Raw genomic sequence first — 20,001 nt, 5'->3', positions numbered from 1 at the left:
GTCCTAGGCTACGCCGGGGTCCGACGTCTGCTTCGGGGCGGCGAGCACGTCGTCGATCCGGTACCGCTTCGCGGCGTCCGCGGCGACCGAGAAATCGAGTGCTCCGTCCCGGGCGAGCCCCAGGAGAACGCCCACGACGATCGACTCGGCGTCCACGTTGAAGTACCGCCGGGCCGCCGGGCGCGTGTCCGAGAAGCCGAAGCCGTCGGTGCCCAGGGTGACGTAGGTGCCGGGCACCCACTGCCGGATGAGGTCCTGCGTGCCGCGCATGAAGTCGGACGCCGCGATCGTCGGGCCCTCGGTGCCGCCGAGGATCTTGGTGACGTGCGGGGTGCGGAATTCGGCGCCCGGGTCGCGCAGCGCCGCCTTCTCGGACTCGATGCCGTCGCGCGACAGTTCGACCCAGCTGGTCACCGAGAACACCGACGCGGAGACGCCCCACTCCTCGGCCAGCATCTGCTGGGCCTTGAGCGCGTCGGGCATCGTGACGCCGGAGGCGAGGATGTTCGCCTTCTTCTCGTGCGCGGTGTCGGCGGGCTTGAACAGGTACAGGCCCTTGAGCAGACCGTCGACGTCCAGGTTCTCCGGCTCCGCCGGCTGGTGGATCGGCTCGTTGTAGACGGTGATGTAGTAGTAGATGTTCTCCGGGTTCTCCCCGTACATCCGCCGCAGGCCGTCGATCACGATGTGCGCCAGCTCGTAGGCGAACGCGGGGTCGTAGGCGACGACCGCCGGGTTGGTCGACGCGAGCACGTGGCTGTGGCCGTCGGCGTGCTGCAGGCCCTCGCCGGTCAGTGTGGTGCGGCCGGCGGTGGCGCCGAGCACGAAGCCGCGGGCCATCTGGTCGGCGGCCGCCCACAGGCCGTCGCCCGTGCGCTGGAAGCCGAACATCGAGTAGAAGATGTACAGCGGGATCATCGGCACGTCGTGCGTGGCATATGAGGTACCCACCGCGGTGAACGACGCGGTCGAGCCGGCCTCGTTGATGCCCTCGTGCAGGATCACGCCCTGCGGGTTCTCCTTGTACGCGAGCATCAGCTGTGCGTCGACGGCCGTGTACGTCTGGCCGAGGCGGTTGTAGATCTTCAGCGTGGGGAACCAGCTGTCCATGCCGAAGGTGCGCGCCTCGTCGGGGATGATCGGGACGATCCGCGGGCCCACCTCCTTATCGCGCAGCAGCTCCTTGAAGATGCGCACCACGGCCTGCGTGGTCGCGACCTCCTGCTTGCCCGAGCCCTTGAGCATCACCTTCACCGCGTCGATGCCGGGGGTCTGGAGAACCTGGGCCTGCGTGCGGCGGGTCGGCAGGAAGCCGCCGAGCTGCTTGCGGCGATCCAGCATGTACTGGATCTCCTTCGACTCCGGTCCCGGGTTGTAGTACGGCGGGAGGTAGGGGTCCTTCTCGAGCTCGGCGTCCGAGATCGGGATCCGCAGGTGATCGCGGAAGCCCTTGAGGTCGTCGAGGGTGAGCTTCTTCATCTGGTGCGTGGCGTTGCGGCCCTCGAAGTTGTGGCCCAGGCCGAAGCCCTTGACGGTGTGCGCCAGGATCACCGTCGGCTGGCCCTTGTGCTCCATCGCCGACTTGTAGGCCGCGTACAGCTTGCGGTAGTCGTGGCCGCCGCGGCGCAGGCCCCAGATCTGCTCGTCGGTCATGTCCTGGACCAGTTCCTTGGTCCGCGGGTCGCGGCCGAAGAAGTGCTCACGCACGAACGCGCCGTCGTTCGCCTTGAACGTCTGGTAGTCGCCGTCGGGCGTGTTGTTCATGATGTTGACGAGGGCGCCGTCGCGGTCCTTGTGCAGCAACTCGTCCCACTCGCGGCCCCAGATCACCTTGATCACGTTCCAGCCGGCGCCGCGGAAGAAGGACTCCAGCTCCTGGATGATCTTGCCGTTGCCGCGGACGGGCCCGTCGAGGCGCTGCAGGTTGCAGTTCACGACGAAGGTGAGGTTGTCGAGCCCCTCGGTCGCGGCGATCTGGATCTGGCCGCGCGATTCGGGCTCGTCCATCTCGCCGTCGCCGAGGAACGCCCAGACGTGCTGGTCGGACGTGTCCTTGATGCCGCGGTCGTGCAGGTAGTGGTTGAACCGCGCCTGCTGGATGGCGTTCATCGGGCCGAGGCCCATCGACACCGTCGGGAACTCCCAGAAGTTCGACAGCAGCCGGGGGTGCGGGTAGGAGGGGAGGCCCTTGCCTTTGTCCTCGTGCGACTTCTCCTGGCGGAAGCCGTCGAGGCGCTCCGCGGGGATGCGGCCCTCGAGGAAGGCGCGGGCGTAGATGCCGGGGGAGGCGTGGCCCTGGATGAAGACCTGGTCGCCGCCGCCGGGGTGCTCCTTGCCGCGGAAGAAGTGGTTGAAGCCCACCTCGTACAGCGACGCCGCGCCGGCGTACGTCGAGATGTGGCCGCCGACGCCGACGCCGGGCCGCTGCGCGCGGTGCACCATGATCGCGGCGTTCCACCGGATGTAGGCGCGGTAGCGGCGCTCGATCTCCTCGTCGCCCGGGAACCAGGGCTCGAGATCGGTGGGGATGGTGTTGACGTAGTCGGTCGACGTGAGCGACGGGATGGAGACGCGCTGCTCGCTCGCGCGCTCAAGCAGGCGCAGCATCAGGTAGCGGGCGCGGGCGGGGCCGTGGGTCGCGATCAGATCGTCGAAGGACTCGATCCACTCGCCGGTCTCGTCCGGATCGATGTCCGGGAGATACGACGCCACCCCCTCGCGAATCACGCGGACGCGGTCCGGGCGACCGTCGTTCGACGGTGCGGGACCCTCTCCTGAGGCGGGTGCCGGGGTGGTGGCGATCGAGTCTGTCACTGGTGCTCCTCACGGGTCGCGAAGGCGGTGCGTAGGTCTGCGGTGTGTCGCAGATCCCATCCTGCCGCATTCGAAAGTTACTCGACAGTCGTATTCCGCGTGGTGGAATTCGCCAGGTCTGCAGCGCGAGTTCGGCGTACCCCGCTTGCGCGCACGCGCAGGTGCCGTAAGTTGACACCGAACAGCTGTATGCGGGTGGCAACGGGCCGCCCGCGCTGACGCGAGGAGGCTCCCACCGGTGTCCACGAATGGGTCATTCGCCCAGAAGATGGGCCTGCAGCCCGGCAACATCGTGCAGGAGATCGGTTGGGACGACGACACCGACGACGACCTGCGCCTTGCCATCGAGGAGCTCACCGGCGCGGAGATGCTCGACGAGGACACCGATGAGGTGATCGACGTGGTCGTGCTGTGGTGGCGCGACGACGACGGGGACCTCGTCGACACCCTCATGGACGTGATCACCCCGCTCTCCGACGACGGCTACGTCTGGGTGCTCAGCCCCAAGACCGGTCAGCCGGGGCACGTGCAGCCCAGCGAGATCGCCGAGGCCGCGCCGACGGCTGGCCTCACGCAGACCTCGTCGACCAATCTCGGCTCCTGGATCGGCTCGCGGCTCGTGCAGCCGAAGTCCGGCCGCGTGGCCAAGAGGTGACATCTCCCCGGCTCGACGGTCCGCTGGAGGTCGGTGCCGAGGCGCCGTCGTTCACGCTGCGTGATCAGAACAACCGGCCGGTCTCGCTGGAGTCCTACCGCGGCCGCAAGAACGTGCTGCTCGTGTTCTTCCCGCTGGCCTTCACGGGCACCTGCGAGAGCGAGCTGGGCGGGATCCGCGATTCCCTCCCGTCGTTCGAGAACGACGATGCCGCCGTTCTCGCCGTCTCCGTGGGCCCGCCGCCCACGCACAAGGTGTGGTCCGGCTCGCAGGGCTACCTGTTCCCGATCCTCTCGGACTTCTGGCCGCACGGCGACGTCGCGAACGCGTACGGCGTGCTCAACGGCAAGAACGGCTACCCGAACCGCGGCACCTTCGTCATCGACCGCGAGGGCGTGATCCGGTTCTCCGAGATGAACGAGCCCGGCGTGCCCCGCGATCAGTCGCTTTGGGAAGACGCCCTCGCTGCGCTATCTTCGACCGGCAAGCGCACATAGCTCAGTTGGTTAGAGTCCCGGTCTTACACACCGGTTGTCGGGGGTTCGAGTCCCTCTGTGCGCACCACGGCCTCACCGGTCCCGGTACGCCTCCAGGAGTCGCAGCCACACCTCGCTGATCGTGGGGTAGGCGGGCACCGCGTGCCACAGCCGCGCGATCGGCACCTCTCCCACCACGGCGATCGTGGCCGCGTGCAGCAGTTCCGCGACCGCGGGACCCACCAGCGTCATGCCGATCACCACACCGCGGGCCTCGTCGACGACCATCCGCGCGCGGCCCGCGTAGCCGTCGGCGTACAGGGTTGCGCCGGCCACCCAGCCGAGGTCGTAGTCGACTACGGCCACGTCCGTGCCGGCCTTCCGCGCCTGCGCCTCCGTGACGCCGATGGCCGCGACCTCCGGCTCGGTGAAGATCACCTGCGGCACCGCGGTGTGGTCCGCCGTCGCGACGTGCGCGCCCCAGGGCGCGTCGTCCACGGCGGCTCCGCGCGCCCGGGCGGCGATCGCGTCGCCGACCGCCCGCGCCTGGTACTTGCCCTGGTGCGTGAGCAGCGCCCGGTGGTTCACATCGCCCGCCGCGTACAGCCAGTCGAAGCCCTCGACCCGCAGCGTGTCGTCCACGGCGAGCCACGACCCGGGCTCCAGCCCGACGGTCTCCAGCCCCAGGTCGACGGTCCGCGGCGTACGCCCGGTGGCCGCGAGCACCTCGTCGGCGACGACGGTCCGCCCGGCCGAGGTCTCGATCGTCACCTCGCCGTCCGCGCGGGTGACCCGGGTCGGGGACTCGCCGGTCACCACCTCCACGCCGAGCGCGCGGAGGCCGTCGCCGACCGCCTCGCCCGCGAAGGGCTCCAGGCCGGTGAGCAACCCGCTGCGCGCGAGCAGCGTCACCTCCGAGCCGAGAGACGCGTACGCCGTGGCCATTTCGGCAGCGACCACGCCACCGCCGATCACCGCGAGACGCCGCGGCGCCGCCTTCGCGCTGGTGGCCTCGCGGCTGGTCCACGGGCGCGCGGCCCGCAGGCCCGGGATGTCGGGAACGGCCGCATCGGTGCCCGTCGCGAGGACGACGGCGTGCTTCGCGGACAGGGCGGTCTCGGCACCGTCGGGCCCGACGACGGTGACCCGGCGCGGCCCGGAGAGTCGCCCCTGGCCGCGGATCGCGGTGATCCCGGCGTTCGTCGCCCACCGCACCTGCCCGGCGTCGTCCCAGTTCCCGACCACGGCGTCCCGTCGGGCGAAGACCTCCGACGGGTCGAGCGAGGCCTCGCCGGCGAGCGCGCCGCGGACGTGCTGCGCCTCGCGCAGCGCCTGTCCCGGCCGAAGCAGCGCCTTCGACGGCATGCACGCCCAGTAGGAGCACTCACCGCCGAACTTCTCGCTCTCCACCAGCGCGGCGGTGAGCCCGCCCCGCACCGCGCGGTCGGCCACGTTCTCGCCCACCGGCCCACCGCCGATCACGACCACGTCGAATTCGTCCATGGCGCACCTCCTTCGACCACCGTACGTCCGCCGGCGGCGGGCCCGCGAAAAAGGGGATGCGGACGGTCCGGGCCGGGGGATACGCTGGGCGCAACCGTGACAGGACCTGAGGAGGTGAGACCCGTGAACGTTTCACGCATGTGGGTGCTCCCTCCGTTCTCACGGTCGACCTAGGTGTCGCCACCAGGAGCGCCGCACGCAGGCATTCCTGGAAGGCATCACCATGAACGACTCCCCTCTCACTCTCGTGCGCGCCGAGGACGGCGACTGGCTCGCGATCGACGCCGAGGACCGCGTCATCGGCCGCGCCGGACCGTCACGACGGGCCGGATTCATCAGCGTCGACGCCTGGACCGCAGCGGCTTTCGACCTGCTCGCCGCAGCGCTCCTCGCCGAGCTGCCGCCACCGCTGTTCACCCTCGTGGCGGACGGCGACCATGAGTTGCTCGCCGCCTGGCGCCGGCACGGCTTCGCCCCGCACCGGCGGGAGGCGCTGTACCGGATCCCGCTCGACCCGCCGCCCGCCGTCACCCCGCCCGGGGCGTGGCGGGTCCGATCCGCGCCCGGGGTCGCGCCCTTCCTGGCGGCGCAGGCCGATCCCGCCGACGGTGCCGCCGTCGCCGTGATCGAGCAGGCCGGCGGCATCGCGGTCGAGACCACCGTCGAGCTGGTGCGGTCATGACCAAGACCTCGCGCGGCATCGAGGCCGCCGGCACCGTCATCGAAGGGCTCCGCGCGGCCACGTTCCGGGTGGAGCTCGACAACGGGCACGTCGTCCTGGCGCACATCAGCGGGAAGATCCGGAAGAACTACATCAAGATCGTCCCGCTCGACCGCGTGCTCGTGGAGATCAGTCCCTACGACCTCAGTCGAGGCCGGATCGTCTTCCGCTACCGGAACTGACGGCGGGGCCGGATCGGTCAGGAATCGAGAAGCGTCCCGAAAGCGCAGCTCATAGCGTTGTCGGCATGACAACCTCGCTCAGCACCCCGGTCCGGTCCCTCACCCTGGAGGCGGCCGACCCGGCCTCCGCCCAGGCCTTCTACGACGCCGCGTTCGGCCCCGACCCGCGGCTCCGGTCCGCGCCCGCCGGCGGCCCGTCCGAGGGCTTCCGCGGCTTCGTGGTCTCCCTCGTCGTGGCGGAACCCGCTGTCGTCGACTCCTTCGTCGCGCCCGCCCTCGCGGCGGGCGCGACGGAGATCAAGCCCGCCCGGAAGTCCTTCTGGGGCTACGGCGCCGTCTTCCGCGCGCCCGACGGCACCGTCTGGAAGATCGCCTCCTCGTCGAAGAAGAACACCGGAGCGCCGCTGCGCACCATCGACGACATCGTGCTGCTCCTCGGCGTCGACGACGTCGCGGTCACCAAGGCCTTCTACACCGAGCGCGGGCTCACCGTCGCGAAGAGCTTCGGCCGCAAGTACGTCGAGTTCGACGCCGCGCCCGGCGCGGTGAAGCTCGCGCTCTACGGCCGCAAGGCCGCGGCCAAGGACGCAGGGGTCCCGGCGGAGGGGAGCGGCTCCCACCGCCTCCGCATCGACGGTGCGCTCGGATCCCTCACCGACCCCGACGGCTTCGTCTGGCAGTGACGACCGGCCGGGACGACGACCGGTAGCGTCGAGCCCCGTGAACCGTTCCACCGAGCTCGCACTCGGCGTCCTCGCCGACGAGGTCTTCGGCGACCCGCGCCGGTACCACCCGGTCGCGGGCTTCGGCACCGTCGCGCAGGCGCTGGAGGCGCGGATGTACGCGCCGTCGAAGCTGCGGGGCGCCGCCTACACCGCGATCCTCGTCGGGGGCGCCGCCGCGCTCGGATACACGCTGCGGAACGTGCCGGGCGCCACCGCCGTCGGCACCTGGGCGGTGGTCGGGGGAGCGGGCCTGCGGAAGGTCGGCTCCACGCTGGGCGCCGACCTCGAGCGCGGCGACCTCGACGGCGCGCGCACCCTGCTGCCCAGCCTGTGCGGGCGCGATCCGTCGGTGCTCGACACCGCGGGGCTCGCCCGCGCGGCCACGGAGTCGGTCGCCGAGAACACCTCCGACGCGGCGGTCGCGCCGCTGTTCTGGGGCGCCGTCGCGGGCCTGCCCGGCCTGCTCGCGTACCGCGCGGCCAACACCCTCGACGCGATGGTCGGCTACCGCAACGACCGCTACGCCGACTTCGGCTGGGCGTCCGCGCGCCTCGACGACGTGCTCAACTACGTCCCCGCCCGGCTCGCCGGAGCGGTCACCGTCGGGCTCGCGCCGGCCGTCGCCGGGGCACCGTCGGACGCGGCGCGGGCGTGGTGGCGGGACGCGGCGAAGCACCCCAGCCCCAACGCCGGGGTGGCGGAGGCGACCGCCGCGGGCGCGCTGGGCCTGCAACTGGGCGGGCGGACGCAGTACGCGCACGGCGTGGAACTGCGCCCCACCCTGGGCGACGGTCGCGCGCCCGAGCCGCGCGACCTGGCGCGGGCGGCCCGCCTGTCGCTGACCGTCGAACTGGGCGCGCTGGCCGCTACTGTCCTTTGCGTCCGTACCGGTCGGCGAGCCGTGCGGCGCGCGCGGCCTCGGGCGTGATCTCCGGCGACGGCTCGTCCTCCGGCGTCTCCCCGGCGTCCGCCGTACCCGCGTCGAACACCGCCTTGTCCTCGCGCCGGCGGCGCACCTCCGACCACACGAAGTAGCCGATCGCGAGCGGCGCCATGATGCCGAACGCCAGCCACTGCAGGCCGTACGAGAGGTACGGGCCCGCGTCGAGCATCGGGAGCGGGATCGGGTCGAGGCCGCCGGGCTGGCCCTCGTCGAGATTGAGGTAGCCGGGCGCGAAGGCGACGCCCTGCGCGGGCCCGATCGCCCCCGGGTCGATCGCGAAGACCTGCAGGTAACCGCCCTCCGTGCGCGGCCCGCGGGCCGGGTCGGTCTTCTCCGGCGCGCGGACGCGCGCCTGGACCGTCACCGTGCCCGACGGTGGCGGCGCGAACTCCGGCACGACGCCGCCGGTCGGGGTCTGCACGAAACCGCGGTCCACGAGGTAGGTCGCGCCGTCGTTCGCGGCGAAGGGCACCAGCACCTCGTACGCGGGCTTGCCGTTCTGGTTCCGCAGGCGGGCGAGCGACTGCTTGTCGGCGAGGTACTGCCCGGTGAGCACGACGCGTCGCCATTCGGCGTCCTTCGGCACCTCGGTGCGACCGCCGAGGACCTGCGCCGCCGGCACGGGCTCGGCGTTAACGGAGTCGGCGATCTGCTGGTTGCGGTGGCTGGTGGAGGAGTTCTTGCCCAGCTGCCACGGCGCGAGCACCGACCAGCACAGCGCGGTGAAGGCGATGGCTGCGACGGCGAGGGCGATCCACCGCGGCTGGAAGATCACCTTGATCCAGCTAGGCAAGATTCGCTCGCGTCCACTCGAGGAGCCCGGGCATCGCGCCCTCGACCTGCGCGAGCGTCGCGCGGAAGTCGTCGTGGTCGCCGTAGTAGGGATCGGGCACGCTCTCGTGAGCGGCCTCGGGGTCGAAGCTGCGGAGCAGGCGGATCCGCTCCGCGGGGACGCCGCGCTGCCGCAGCGGCCCGACGTGGGAGCGATGCAGCGCCACGACCAGGTCCGCGGCGAGGTGGTCGTCCGTCAGCTCCGCGGCGGTGTGTTCGGTGGGGTAGCCGGCCTCCGCGAGGACGTCCCGTGCGCGCCGGTCCGCCAGTCCTCCCTCGTGCCAGCCGTCGGTGCCGGCGCTGGTGACCCGCACCGCCTCGGCCAGTCCGGCGTCAGCGACCGACTGCTCGTAGACGATCTTGGCGATCGGCGAACGGCAGATGTTGCCGGTGCACACGAAGGTGACATGCAGCGGAGTAATCACGCCTCCATCTTGCCCGAAACGGTGCGGGCCAGGCCGCCGCACCCGACGGTGACGGAGCGCATGCCGTTCGCGTCCGGCTATGAAATCGTGTCACTGGCGGTCACGATTTCATAGCGGGTGAGCGGGCGGCCTCGGCTCCAGACGGTCCCGACGGATCTACGCTGACAGCCATGAAGCTGGCAGAGGTCATCGAGGTGCTCGATCAGGCGTATCCGCCCCGGCTCGCGGAGGGGTGGGACAGCGTCGGGCTCGTGTGCGGCGACCCGGAATCCGAGGTCACGCACGTCCTGGTCTGCGTGGACGTGACCGCGGACGTGGTGGACGCCGCGCTCGCCCGCGGCGCGCAGCTGGTGATCGCCCACCACCCGCTGCTGCTGCGCGGCGTGGACACCGTCGCGGCGAGCACGCCGAAGGGCGCGCTCATCCACCGCCTGATCCGTGGCGGCTGCGCGCTGTTCACGGCGCACACCAACGCCGACCGCGCGCGGGGCGGTGTCAACGACGCCCTCGCAGCCGCGCTCGGCCTCGAGGTGACCGGCCCCGTCGAACACCTCGACGCGCCGCTCGCGCTCGACAGATGGGGCGTGATGGTCCCGCCCGCCCATGCCGACGAAGTGCTCTCCGCGATGTTCGAGGCCGGGGCCGGCGAGGTCGGGGAGTACTCCGAGTGCGCCTGGCGGGTCGACGGTGTCGGCCAGTTCCGGCCCGGCGCGTCGGCGAACCCGGCGATCGGGGAGAACGGCGAGCTGACGACGGTCGCCGAGACGCGGGCCGAGCTGGTGGCCGCCCGCGGCCGTCGCGCCGACGTCCTCGCCGCGCTGCGCAGCGCCCACCCGTACGAGGAGCCCGCCCACGACATCGTCGAGCTCGTCGGCGGCGAGCGGGAATGGGGCCTCGGCCGCGTCGGCGCACTGCCCGAGCCGATGACCCTGGAGGCGTTCACCGCCCACGTCGCGTCGGCGCTCGGCGCGCCGGCCCGGGCCGCGGGCGACCCCGCCGCCCTGATCCGCACCGTCGCGGTCTGCGGGGGAGCGGGGGATTCGCTGCTGGGCACCGTCGCGCGCCTCGGCGTGGACGCCTACGTGACCGGCGACCTGCGACACCACCCCGTCGACGAGCACCTGCGCGCCGGCGGGCCCGCACTCGTGGATGGCGGGCACTGGGGCACCGAGTTCCCCTGGTGCGCTACCGTCGCCGAGCTGCTGTGGCCCTACCTCGACGTCGCCGTGCACGACGCCCCGACGGATCCGTTCACGGTGCGGGCCGCGCCCGCACCGGATGCGTAGAGTGGCGCAGATGAACGCTGATCCGGCCGCCCAACGCATCCTGCTGGACCTCGCCGAGGTCGACGCGGAGATCTCCCGTCTGGCCCACCGCGCCACCCACCTGCCCGAGGACGCCGAGCTCGCCGAGCTCGAGAAGCGCGCGACCACCGAGCGCGACGAATCGGTGCGCGTGTCGATCCTGGTCGAGGACCTGGACCGCGACATCAGCAAGCTCGAGAAGGAGGTCGAGCAGACCCGCCTCCGGGAGCAGAAGGACCGCGAGCTGCTCGCCGCCGGCGCCGTCCCGGCGAAGCAGCTCACGGAGATCGAGCACGAGCTGCGCGGCCTCGAGCGGCGCCAGTCGGTGCTGGAGGACGAGGAGCTCGAGCTCATGGAGAAGCGTGAGGCGGTCGAGCTCGATCAGCAGCGCGCCGAGGCCGTGGTGACCGCGACGAGCGACGAGATCGCCGCGGTGCAGCGCCGCCGCGAGGAGACCGTCAAGGACATCGACGTCGCGCGCAACCGCACGACCGCCACCCGCGAGGACGTCGTCGGGAAGCTGCCGGAGGACCTGTACGCCGAGTACGAGCGGTGCCGCAAGAACTCCGGTGCCGGCGCGGGGCTCCTGCAGGCCCGACGGTGCGGCGCCTGCCGCCTGGAGCTCGACCGGGGCTTCCTCGACGGTGTGAACCGCAAGCCCGCCGATCTCGTGGTGCACTGCGACGAGTGCGGCGCGATCCTGGTGCGGACCAACGAGTCCGGGCTGCCCCAGCCCAAGCCCGAGGAGTGACGGGAGCGCAGCGCGGGGGCTGGACCGCCTCCGCGCACGAGCCCACCCGCGTGATCCTGTTGCGGCACGGGCAGACTCCGGCATCGGTGCGGCGGCTGTACTCGGGCCGCGGCAATCCGTCGCTCACCGACCTCGGGCGCGAGCAGGCCGCCGAGGCCGCGGAACTGCTGCGGCTCACGCCGATCGACGCCGTCCTCTCGTCGCCGCTCGACCGCGCGCGGCAGACCGCCGACGCCGTGGCCGCCGGCCGGGCGCTCACCGTCGAGATCGAGGACGCGCTGATCGAGACGGACTTCGGTGCGTGGGAGGGTCTCTCGTTCGGCGAGGCCCGGGACCGCGACCCGGAGCTGCACGCCCGATGGCTCGGCGACACCGCGGTGGCGGCGCCCGGCGGCGAGAGCTTCGACGAGGTGCACAGCCGCGTCGCGGCGCTGCTGGAGCGGGTCACCGCCGAGCACGCCGGCCGCACCGTGCTGCTGGTCTCGCACGTCACGCCGATCAAGACGGCGCTGCGGATCGCCCTCGACGTCGGCCCGCAGCTGCTCTACCGGCTGCACCTCGACCTGGCCTCGATCTCGATCGCCGACTTCTACCCCGACGGCGGCGCCTCCGTGCGGCAGGTCAACCGGACCGCGGGGCTCTGAGGCTCGGGTACTCTGTACCGCGCGGACGAGCTGACCGGGCGGCCGCGGCGTCGGGAACGGCTGGGTGACCAGTACGCCCGCGTCGAGGAAAGTCCGGACTCCACAGGGCAGGGTGGTTGCTAACGGCAACCCGGGGTGACCCGCGGGACAGTGCCACAGAGAACAGACCGCCCGGGCTCCGGCCCGGGTAAGGGTGAAACGGTGCGGTAAGAGCGCACCAGCGCGGCGGGTGACCGTCGCGGCTCGGTAAACCCCACCCGGAGCAAGGTCGAAGGCGCCACCTCATGGTGGCGCTGCGCGCGTGATCGAGGGCTGCTCGCCCGAGCGCGCGGGTGGACCGCTCGAGGCACCCGGCGACGGTGTGTCCAGATGGATGGTCGCCACCCCGGCGCAGCGATGCGGCGGGGGACAGGATCCGGCTTACACGTCAGCTCGTCCGCCCCGACGTCCCGCCGCTGCCGGGCTTAACCTGGTCCGATGGACCTCTCCGTGCTGTCCTGCGGCCTCCGCGGTCACGTCACCTACGACCCCGACGAGGCGGATCTCCGCGCCCGGGTCCGGACGGACACCCCCGAGGGCGAGGCGTGGCGCTGCCTGCGCTGCGACGACTTCGTCGTCGGCCCGCCGCACGGTTCGGGACCGGCCGCGCACGCACCGTCGGTTCCCCGGGGCCGGGCGCTGCGCGACGAGCTGATCATGCGCTTCCTCGCGGTCGAGCGGTTGCTGCGCGGGATCGTCTTCGCGGCCGCCGGCGTCGTCGTGTGGCAGTTCCGCGGCACCCACGAGCACCTGCGCGAAGTGTTCCAGTCCAAGCTGCCGGTGCTGAGTCAGCTCGGCTTCAACGTGGGCGACTCGAGGATCGTGCAGACCGTGGACACGGCGCTGGGCCTGTCGAGTACGACGCTCGCCTGGATCGCCGCCGGCCTCGTCGCCTACGCCGTGATCGAGGTCGTCGAGGCGGTGGGGCTCTGGCTCGGCAAGCGCTGGGGCGAGTACTTCGCGGTGATCGCGACCTCCGCGTTCCTCCCGCTGGAGATCTACGAGATCACGGAGAAGGTGACCGCACTGCGCGCCGGCGCGCTGCTGATCAACGTCGCCGCCGTCGCGTGGCTCGTGTGGAGCAAGCGGCTGTTCGGGGTCAACGGCGGCGCGGCGGCGTACCGCGCCGAGCGGGAGTCCGACAGTGTCCTGACGGTCCGTCGCGCCGGCGAGTAGCGTGCAGAGGTGACCGATTCGAGCGCCCGCGACGCCGTCATCGCCCTCCTGCAGAGCCTCCCCGAATCCACTGTCGACACCATCGCGCCCGGCGCGATCGCCGCCGACGGGAAGACGCCCGTGCCCGAGATCGCCTGGGGTGACACCTTCGTCTACTCCACGCCGAACGGCGAGCCCGGCGTCATGCCGTACCTCACGATCATCACCAAGAACTACCCCGACGACGAGCAGTCCGGCCTGGACCGGCCCGGCGCCTTCCGGCTCAACGCCAACGTCGGGCGCGAGGCCTTCACCGAGCTGATCGGCTATCCGCCCGCGGAGCACGCCGACCGCGCGGGCGAGTGGGACTACGCCGCCGACGGCGTCGTGATCCCGCACCCGCTGTACGCCAAGCTGGGCTGGGTGTCCGTGGTGAACCCCGGGGCCGGGCCCGACGTCGTCGACCTCCTGGAGCGCGCCCGCGCCCACGTGCAAAAGCAATAGAAACTTGTCGGCGGTCCCCACTACCGTGTGAGCCATGACACAGGGTGAGAGCGGTGACTGGGCGATCGAAGCCATCGGCCTGGTGAAACGGTTCGGTGACTTCACGGCGGTGGACGGGGTCAGTTTCCAGGTGCCGCGGGGCTCGGTGCTCGGCCTGCTGGGCCCCAACGGCGCGGGCAAGACGACCACGGTCCGCATGATGACCACCCTGTCGCCGCCCACCGAGGGCACGGCCCGCATCGCGGGGTACGACGTGCGGGAACACCCCATCGAGGTACGGCGCAACATGGGCCTCACCGGGCAGGCCGCCACGGTGGACGAGATCCTGACGGGGCGCGAGAACCTGGCGATGATCGGCGGCCTCTACGGCATCCCGCGGGCCGCGCTCAAGCGGCGCAGCGCGGAGCTGCTCGAACAGTTCTCGCTGACCGCGGCGGCGGACAAGCAGGTCAAGGCCTATTCGGGCGGCATGCGCCGCCGGCTCGACCTGGCCGTCAGCCTGCTCACCGCGCCGCCGGTGCTCTTCCTCGACGAGCCGACCACCGGCCTCGACCCGCGCGCCCGCTCCGAGCTGTGGGACGTGCTGCGCACGCTGGTGGCGAACGGCACCACGCTGCTGCTCACCACGCAGTACCTCGAGGAGGCCGATCAGCTGGCCGACGAGATCATCGTCATCGACAAGGGCCGGATCATCGCGCAGGGCACTCCGCTGCAGCTCAAGGAGCGCGCGGGCGCCGCCAGCCTGGTGCTGACGGTGTCCGACGCGGCCGACCTGCCTCGCGCCCGCGACATCCTGGCGCAGCTCGGCAGCGAGGTCTTCGTCGACGAGGGCGCGCGCCAGGTGAGCAGCCCGGCCAACGGGCTGGACGACCTCAACCGGGCCGGCGCGTTGCTGGGGGAGAGCGGGATCAAGGTCGACGACCTCGGCCTCTCCCGCCCCAGCCTCGACGACGTCTTCCTCTCCCTCACCGGGCACCGCACCGAAGCCGACGACAGCGCCGCCGAGGAGGCCTCCGCATGACCGCCACCACCGAGGCCGCCGGAGTGGGCGGCGTCGAGACGCATCAGACCAGCCTGTGGCAGCAGTCCTGGATCATGGTTCGCCGCAGCATGATCCACACCAAGCGCATGCCGGAGATGCTTTCCGACGTGACGATCCAGCCGATCATGTTCACGGTGCTGTTCGCGTTCGTCTTCGGCTCCGCGATCCCCACCGAAGGCGTCTCCTACCGCGAGTACCTGCTGCCCGGCATCCTGGGGCAGACGATGGTCTTCACCTGCTTCGTCGTGGCGGGCGGCCTGACGACCGACCTGGACAAGGGCGTCATCGACCGATTCCGGTCGCTGCCGATCAGCCGCGCCTCCGTGTTGATCGGGCGCAGCATCGCGAGCCTGCTGCACTCGTCGATCGGCATCGTCGTCATGTGCCTGACGGGCCTCGCCATCGGGTGGCGGATCCGCACGAACCCGGTGGACGCGGTCCTCGGCTTTCTCGTGCTCCTGGTCTTCGGCTTCGCCATGATCTGGTTCGGCATCCTCGTCGGCTGCATGATGCAGTCGATCGAGGCCGTGAACGGCTTCATGTTCGCGACGATGTTCCCGATCACCTTCCTCTCGAACGCCTTCGTCCCCACGGCGGGGATGGCGCCGTGGCTGCGGGCGATCGCGGAGTGGAACCCGGTTTCGTCGCTGGTCCAGTCCATGCGGGAGCTGTGGGGCAATGACCTGCCGCTGCGCGACGGCGCGCCGTGGTCCCTGCAGCACCCCGTGCTCGCGACCGTGATCTGGTCGATCGCACTCACCGCCGTATTCGCGCCGCTGGCCGTGCGCGCCTTCAACAAGCGCACCGTCGACTAGGCTCGGGCGGGTGATCGGAGACCCCCTGCCCCCGCGCATCACCGAGCCCGAGCGACGCCGCGAGCTGCTGGACAGCGGCGCCATCTACACGGCGCAGCGATCCGTGCGCGGCGACGCCGTCAGCCCCGACCGCCGCCTCAAGTTCGACGGGGTGGCCCGCTACCTGCAGGACACGGGGCAGGACCACCTGCGCCACGTCGACTACGAGGACATCCACCCGTACTGGGTGGTGCGGCGCACTGTGATCGAGATTCTCGAGGGCGGCGAGCAGCCCGACATCCTCACGGTCGAGCGCTGGGGCTCCAAGATGGGTTCGCGGTGGTGCAACGTGCGCATCGGCATCGACGGGCAGAAGGGCACCCGGATCGAGACCGAGGCCTTCTGGATCAACTTCAACATCGACACCCTCACCCCGTCGGCGCTGAGCGAGACCTTCCTTAGCACCTTCGGTGCGGCCGCCGAGCCGGGCGTGCTGCGCTGGAAGCAGTGGCTCGATCCCACACCGCACCCCGACGCGGTCGAGGTGCCCTTCCTGCTGCGCGCCGCCGACCTCGACATCATCCAGCACGTCAACAACGCGGTGTACTGGACGGCGCTCGAGGAGGTGCTCGCCACCTACCCGGACCTGCGAGAGCGACTGCCGCTGCGCGGCGTCGTCGAGCACAACTCGGCGCTGCAGCTCGAGGACGAGCCGCGGTTGCTGGCGCACCGCGAGGGCGACGTCGTGCACGCCTGGCTCGTCGCGGGGGACCGCACCGCCGCGGCCATGAGCGTCGAGGCGCTGGCGGAGTAGACGTGACCGGTATCCCGATGCGCGGCCCCGTCCCGTCCAGCGCGGTCGACTTCGGGGCCGTCCGCACCGAGTTCGAGCTCGTCGAGGACTTCCCGGCCGACGTGCTGGCCGAGGCGCAGGCGAGCACCGACCGGTTCCCGGAGGGGCGCGAGGACCGCCGCGACATCGAGTTCGTCACCATCGACCCGCCCGGAGCGAAGGACCTCGACCAGGCGGTGCACATCGCCGCCGAGGGCGACGGCTACCTCGTGCGCTACGCGATCGCCGACGTCGGCGCGCTCGTCGCGCCCGGCGGCCCGCTCGAGGCGGAGACCCGCCGCCGCGGCCAGACGATGTACCTGCCCGACGGTTCCGTGCCGCTGCATCCCCGGCCGCTCTCCGAGGGCGCCGGGTCCCTGTTGCCCGGCGAGGATCGCGCGGCCGCCCTGTGGGAGATCCACCTCGACGCCGCGGGCGAGGTCACGTCGGCGACCGTGCGCCGCGCCCTGGTCCGCTCCCGCGCGCAGCTCGACTACGCGGGCGTGCAGGCCGACTTCGACGCCGGCCGCGTGCACCCGAGCATCGCGCTGCTGCCCGAAGTGGGGAAGCTCCGCGCCGCGTGGGGTCGCGCCCACGGCGCCATCGACCTGCGGCTGCCTGCGCAGGAGGCGGTGGAGGCTCCCGGCGGCTGGACCGTGCGGATCGAGCCGCGCACCGATTTCGACGCCCACAACGCGCAGATCTCCCTGCTCACCGGAGTCTGCGCCGCCGACATCATGCTCCGCGCGGGGGTGGGGCTGCTCCGCACTCTGCCGGCCGCGCCCGAGGACGCGGTCGCCGACCTGCGCCGCACCGCCGGGGCGCTCGGGCAGGACTGGCCGCGCGAGGTCACCGTCGGCGACTTCCTCGCCGGTCTCGACGTCGCCACTCCGCAGGGCCTCGCGGTGATGACCGACGCCGCGCGGCTCCTGCGCGGCTCGGGCTACGCCGCCTTCGGCACCGCCGCCGCGCCGGAACCGCCCGCCGACCGCGGGCACGCCGGCGTGGGCGCGCCCTACGCCCACGTCACCGCGCCGCTGCGCCGCCTGGCCGATCGCTACGCCACCGAGGTGTGCCTCGCCGCGTGCGCGGGCAGCCCGATTCCGGACTGGGCCCGCGGCGCGCTCGACGACGTCGCCGAGACGATGCGCCGCACCAACACGCTGGCGAACAAGGTGGACCGGGCGTGCATCGACGTCACCGAGGCCGTGATCCTCGCGGGCCGGGTGGGTGAGGAGTTCGCCGCCGTCACGATGCGCGCCGATCAGGTGCTCCTCGACGAGCCCGCGGTCATCGCGCCCTGCACGGGCGGCCCGCCGGAGGGCAGCAGGGTCACCGTGCGGCTCGAGACGGCCGACGTTGCGTCCCGAAAGGTGTCCTTCGCGTACGAGAAGGCGCTAGCGTGAGGCCATGAGCCGTCGCCTCGTCCTCATCCCCGCGTTGGCAGCCCTGCTCGCGCCCCTGATCCCCGCCCTCGCGGCACCCGCAACGGCGGCTCCGGAGTGCGCCGACTACACCTTCATCGGCGCCGCGGGCTCCGGCGAGGGGCACTCCGCCGGCGGCCTCGGGGCCACCGTGAACTCCGCAGCCCAGGCCTTCGCCGGCCGGGCCCGCGCCGCGGGGAAGACGGTGGCGATCCGCCCGATCTACTACCCGGCCGCGGCCGTCCCCACCCGGGTGGACCAGTTCGGCGGCTTCCTCGCCAGCATGAACACCGGCGCCGCGAACACCCAGGGGGACGTCGACATCGTCCTCAAGGCCTGCCCATCGACGAAGATCGTGCTCGCCGGCTACTCCCAAGGCGCGTCCGCGGTGCACCGGGCGCTGCAGCGGCTCGGCGACCGGAAGCAGATCACGGCGGCGGCACTCATCGCCGACCCGGACCGGATCCCGAACGACACCACCCGCTACCTCGGCTCGGCGCCGCGCTCGCAGGGGATGGCGCAGGCCTCGGCGATGATCAGCGGCGCTAACCCCGCGCCGCTGGCCCCGCGCATCGGCGGCCGCACCCTGAGCATCTGCACCTCCGGCGACCCGGTGTGCCACTGGACCGGTGACCTCGCGAAGACGGTCCCGAACTCGCACGACTCCTACTCGGGAGCCGACATCGGCGGCCGGCTGGCCGGCATCGCCGGCCTCTGACGGGCCCGGGGAGGCCCCGGGTCAGCGCAGCCCGCGCAGCATGCCCGCCAGGCTCGCGCGCGCCTGCGCGGCACGGAACTCCTCGACGGCGTCGAGGCGGCCGAGGCGGAAGGCGATGGCGGGATCGGTGGTCTCCGCCGCCAGCTCGGCCACCGCATCCCGCGCGATCGTCGCGTCCTGGAACTCGCCGAGCCGGTTCTGCACCTTCGCGAGCGCCTTGACCTCGGCGCGCAGGTCGCCGCGCACCACGGGATCGACCACGGCGGAGGCGTAGCGCAGGCGCTTCGCGTGCTTGCGGATCGCGTGCACGTCGTGATCGGTGCACGCCGGGTCGGCGAGCAGCACCATAGACTGCCGGGCGAAGGAGCGGATCCGCTTGTCCAGCAGCGGCGCCAGGCTCTTCACCGCGGGCCGGTCGGCCCGCTCCCGCAGTGGCGGGTCGGCGAGGAAGGCGTCGATCGCGTCCAGCAGCACGAAGTACCGGTCCGAGTTCAGCGCGATGTCCACGCGCGTCCAGCCGCGGGCCTCCGCGGCGTGCTGCCGCTGTGCGAGGGCGGCGCCGGCGCCGCCGAGCTCGCCGTCGGCGTCGAACTGCGCGAACCGCTGCGCGAGCACCTCGGCGTCGCGCACGGCACCCAGGATCGACGCGAGCAGCTTGAGCTCCGAGCTCAGCGCGGCGCGGGCCGGACCTTCGAAGAAGCCGGAGAATTCGGTGAGCACGCTGCGCAGTTGCCGGGTCGCGATGCGCATCTGGTGCACGGAGTCGTCGCCGTGGGACCGCACCCGCGGATCTTCGCGGAGCAGCTTGTCGCGGTACGCCGCCAGCGCCGCGGTCAGCAGCTGCCCGGCCGTCGCGTGCGCGATCTTCTTCGGCAGGTCGACGGGCTCCCGCGCCGCGTCGGCGTCGATCGCGCGCGCCAGCTTCGACGCCGCGTCCGGCTCGACGCCGCCCGCAGCCCGCAACGCCTTGTCGACGGCCACCGCCGTCTTCCGGCCCAGCGAGGTGTCCGGCACCTCGAACTCCCACTCGCGCCACTGCTTCTCGGGCCCGTCGGGCAGCAGCGACACCGAGTGCACGTGGTCGTCGACGAACTCGCCGAGGAGCTCGCCGTCGACCGCGTGGCAGTAGGTGGTGTGCCGCTCGTTCTCGACGATGGCGATGGGGGCGAGAGCGCGCCCGCGCACGACGGCGCGGACGCGCTCCACCAGCTCCTCGGGCACCTCGGAGGCGGCGCCCTCCGGCGCGTCCTCCTCGTCGCCCAGCGGCACCGTCACCTCGCGGCGGTCGGCACCGTCGGGCAGCTTGAGGTGCCACCCGTCGTCCTTGCCGCCGGTGCGGCGGCGCAGCGTGATCCGGTTGGCGGCGAGGTCCAGGGCGTCGGTGTCGTAGTACACCGCCACCAGGTGGAAGACCTCGTCGGTCGAGACGTGGTCGACGCCGGGGACGGCGGCCAGCGAGGGCGCCGCGGTCTCGGGGCCGACCTCGTACTTCGTCTCGATCTCACGCTGCTCGGCCATG

Annotated in this window: 21 protein-coding genes, 1 tRNA gene and 1 other RNA gene; 18 read left to right on the top strand and 5 right to left on the bottom strand. The window is 72.1% G+C overall.

The features are described 5' to 3' along the window. Positions 1–3: 3 nt before the first annotated feature. Positions 4–2,814 (bottom strand): pyruvate dehydrogenase (acetyl-transferring), homodimeric type, encoded by a 2,811-nt coding sequence (gene aceE, locus LB823_RS12950; RefSeq protein WP_224647653.1) that lies wholly within the window; start codon positions 2,812–2,814, stop codon positions 4–6. A 268-nt stretch (positions 2,815–3,082) separates the two neighbouring features. On the opposite strand from aceE, the gene LB823_RS12945 reads away from it, so the two are divergent. The 3 genes from LB823_RS12945 to LB823_RS12935 all read left to right on the top strand — a co-directional run bounded on the left by LB823_RS12945 (position 3,083) and on the right by LB823_RS12935 (position 4,033). Next, a complete protein-coding gene (locus LB823_RS12945; protein WP_224647669.1) occupies positions 3,083–3,469 on the top strand; it encodes a DUF3052 domain-containing protein in 387 nt (128 codons plus the stop codon). Further along, on the top strand, positions 3,466–3,966 hold the full coding sequence (locus tag LB823_RS12940; RefSeq protein ID WP_224647652.1) for a peroxiredoxin: 501 nt from the start codon (positions 3,466–3,468) through the stop codon (positions 3,964–3,966). The genes LB823_RS12945 and LB823_RS12940 overlap by 4 nt, the downstream gene beginning before the upstream one ends. Beyond that, positions 3,957–4,033, top strand: a tRNA-Val gene (locus LB823_RS12935). Before LB823_RS12940 ends, LB823_RS12935 begins: the two co-directional genes overlap by 10 nt. A 5-nt stretch (positions 4,034–4,038) precedes the next feature. Here the strand turns inward: LB823_RS12935 and LB823_RS12930 are convergent. Beyond that, positions 4,039–5,448 (bottom strand): NAD(P)/FAD-dependent oxidoreductase, encoded by a 1,410-nt coding sequence (locus LB823_RS12930; protein ID WP_224647651.1) that lies wholly within the window; start codon positions 5,446–5,448, stop codon positions 4,039–4,041. A gap of 223 nt (positions 5,449–5,671) precedes the next feature. Here LB823_RS12930 and LB823_RS12925 point away from each other — a divergent pair, with 223 nt between their 5' ends. From LB823_RS12925 to LB823_RS12910, 4 genes are all read left to right on the top strand, one after another. Next, complete coding sequence (locus tag LB823_RS12925; RefSeq protein WP_224647650.1) at positions 5,672–6,130, top strand: hypothetical protein; 459 nt, start codon at positions 5,672–5,674, stop codon at positions 6,128–6,130. Then, entirely contained in the window at positions 6,127–6,351 is a 225-nt protein-coding gene (gene infA / locus LB823_RS12920) for a translation initiation factor IF-1 (RefSeq protein WP_224647649.1), read from the top strand. The genes LB823_RS12925 and infA overlap by 4 nt, the downstream gene beginning before the upstream one ends. Positions 6,352–6,416: 65 nt before the next feature. After that, positions 6,417–7,034 carry a glyoxalase gene (locus tag LB823_RS12915; protein ID WP_224647648.1) on the top strand — a complete coding sequence of 206 codons (618 nt, stop codon included), beginning with the start codon at positions 6,417–6,419 and terminating at the stop codon, positions 7,032–7,034. A 37-nt stretch (positions 7,035–7,071) separates the two neighbouring features. Then, positions 7,072–8,004, top strand: coding sequence for a cobalamin biosynthesis protein (locus LB823_RS12910; protein WP_224647647.1), 933 nt, complete (start codon positions 7,072–7,074; stop codon positions 8,002–8,004). Here the strand turns inward: LB823_RS12910 and LB823_RS12905 are convergent. Both LB823_RS12905 and LB823_RS12900 read right to left on the bottom strand, forming a co-directional pair. After that, the gene (locus LB823_RS12905) at positions 7,943–8,812 is read right to left on the bottom strand and encodes an SURF1 family protein (RefSeq protein ID WP_224647646.1); all 870 of its coding nucleotides are present in this window, start codon (positions 8,810–8,812) and stop codon (positions 7,943–7,945) included. The two genes, LB823_RS12910 and LB823_RS12905, sit on opposite strands and share 62 nt — an antisense overlap. Beyond that, on the bottom strand, positions 8,805–9,275 hold the full coding sequence (locus LB823_RS12900) for a low molecular weight protein-tyrosine-phosphatase (protein ID WP_224647645.1): 471 nt from the start codon (positions 9,273–9,275) through the stop codon (positions 8,805–8,807). The genes LB823_RS12905 and LB823_RS12900 overlap by 8 nt, the downstream gene beginning before the upstream one ends. 170 nt (positions 9,276–9,445) lie before the next feature. Here LB823_RS12900 and LB823_RS12895 point away from each other — a divergent pair, with 170 nt between their 5' ends. From LB823_RS12895 to LB823_RS12845, 11 genes are all read left to right on the top strand, one after another. Then, positions 9,446–10,561, top strand: coding sequence for a Nif3-like dinuclear metal center hexameric protein (locus LB823_RS12895; RefSeq protein WP_224647644.1), 1,116 nt, complete (start codon positions 9,446–9,448; stop codon positions 10,559–10,561). 10 nt (positions 10,562–10,571) lie between these two features. Further along, entirely contained in the window at positions 10,572–11,330 is a 759-nt protein-coding gene (locus tag LB823_RS12890; RefSeq protein WP_224647643.1) for a zinc ribbon domain-containing protein, read from the top strand. After that, positions 11,327–11,974 (top strand): histidine phosphatase family protein, encoded by a 648-nt coding sequence (locus LB823_RS12885; protein ID WP_374201316.1) that lies wholly within the window; start codon positions 11,327–11,329, stop codon positions 11,972–11,974. The genes LB823_RS12890 and LB823_RS12885 overlap by 4 nt, the downstream gene beginning before the upstream one ends. 26 nt (positions 11,975–12,000) lie before the next feature. Then, an RNA gene (gene rnpB, locus LB823_RS12880) (RNase P RNA component class A) lies at positions 12,001–12,413 on the top strand. Between the two features lie 38 nt (positions 12,414–12,451). Further along, complete coding sequence (locus LB823_RS12875) at positions 12,452–13,189, top strand: DUF2127 domain-containing protein (RefSeq protein WP_224647642.1); 738 nt, start codon at positions 12,452–12,454, stop codon at positions 13,187–13,189. A gap of 9 nt (positions 13,190–13,198) precedes the next feature. Continuing rightward, on the top strand, positions 13,199–13,672 hold the full coding sequence (locus tag LB823_RS12870; protein WP_224647641.1) for a DUF6194 family protein: 474 nt from the start codon (positions 13,199–13,201) through the stop codon (positions 13,670–13,672). A 34-nt stretch (positions 13,673–13,706) separates the two neighbouring features. Continuing rightward, entirely contained in the window at positions 13,707–14,693 is a 987-nt protein-coding gene (locus tag LB823_RS12865) for an ATP-binding cassette domain-containing protein (protein ID WP_224647640.1), read from the top strand. Then, positions 14,690–15,529: an ABC transporter permease gene (locus LB823_RS12860; RefSeq protein WP_224647639.1), complete on the top strand. Its 840-nt coding sequence runs from the start codon at positions 14,690–14,692 to the stop codon at positions 15,527–15,529. The genes LB823_RS12865 and LB823_RS12860 overlap by 4 nt, the downstream gene beginning before the upstream one ends. A gap of 10 nt (positions 15,530–15,539) precedes the next feature. Further along, positions 15,540–16,322: an acyl-[acyl-carrier-protein] thioesterase gene (locus tag LB823_RS12855; RefSeq protein WP_224647638.1), complete on the top strand. Its 783-nt coding sequence runs from the start codon at positions 15,540–15,542 to the stop codon at positions 16,320–16,322. A gap of 17 nt (positions 16,323–16,339) precedes the next feature. Beyond that, complete coding sequence (locus LB823_RS12850) at positions 16,340–17,746, top strand: RNB domain-containing ribonuclease (protein WP_224647668.1); 1,407 nt, start codon at positions 16,340–16,342, stop codon at positions 17,744–17,746. 4 nt (positions 17,747–17,750) lie between these two features. Then, positions 17,751–18,482 (top strand): cutinase family protein, encoded by a 732-nt coding sequence (locus tag LB823_RS12845; protein WP_224647637.1) that lies wholly within the window; start codon positions 17,751–17,753, stop codon positions 18,480–18,482. Positions 18,483–18,503: 21 nt separating this feature from the next. Here the strand turns inward: LB823_RS12845 and LB823_RS12840 are convergent, their stop codons facing one another. After that, complete coding sequence (locus LB823_RS12840; RefSeq protein ID WP_224647636.1) at positions 18,504–20,000, bottom strand: CYTH and CHAD domain-containing protein; 1,497 nt, start codon at positions 19,998–20,000, stop codon at positions 18,504–18,506. Position 20,001 lies beyond the last annotated feature (1 nt).

This window comes from Tsukamurella sp. M9C, assembly GCF_020169415.1.
In the GTDB taxonomy this organism is placed as follows: Bacteria; Actinomycetota; Actinomycetes; order Mycobacteriales; family Mycobacteriaceae; genus Tsukamurella.
The sequence above is the reverse complement of the archived record's forward strand: the minus strand, read 5'-3'. Positions and strand labels throughout refer to the sequence as shown.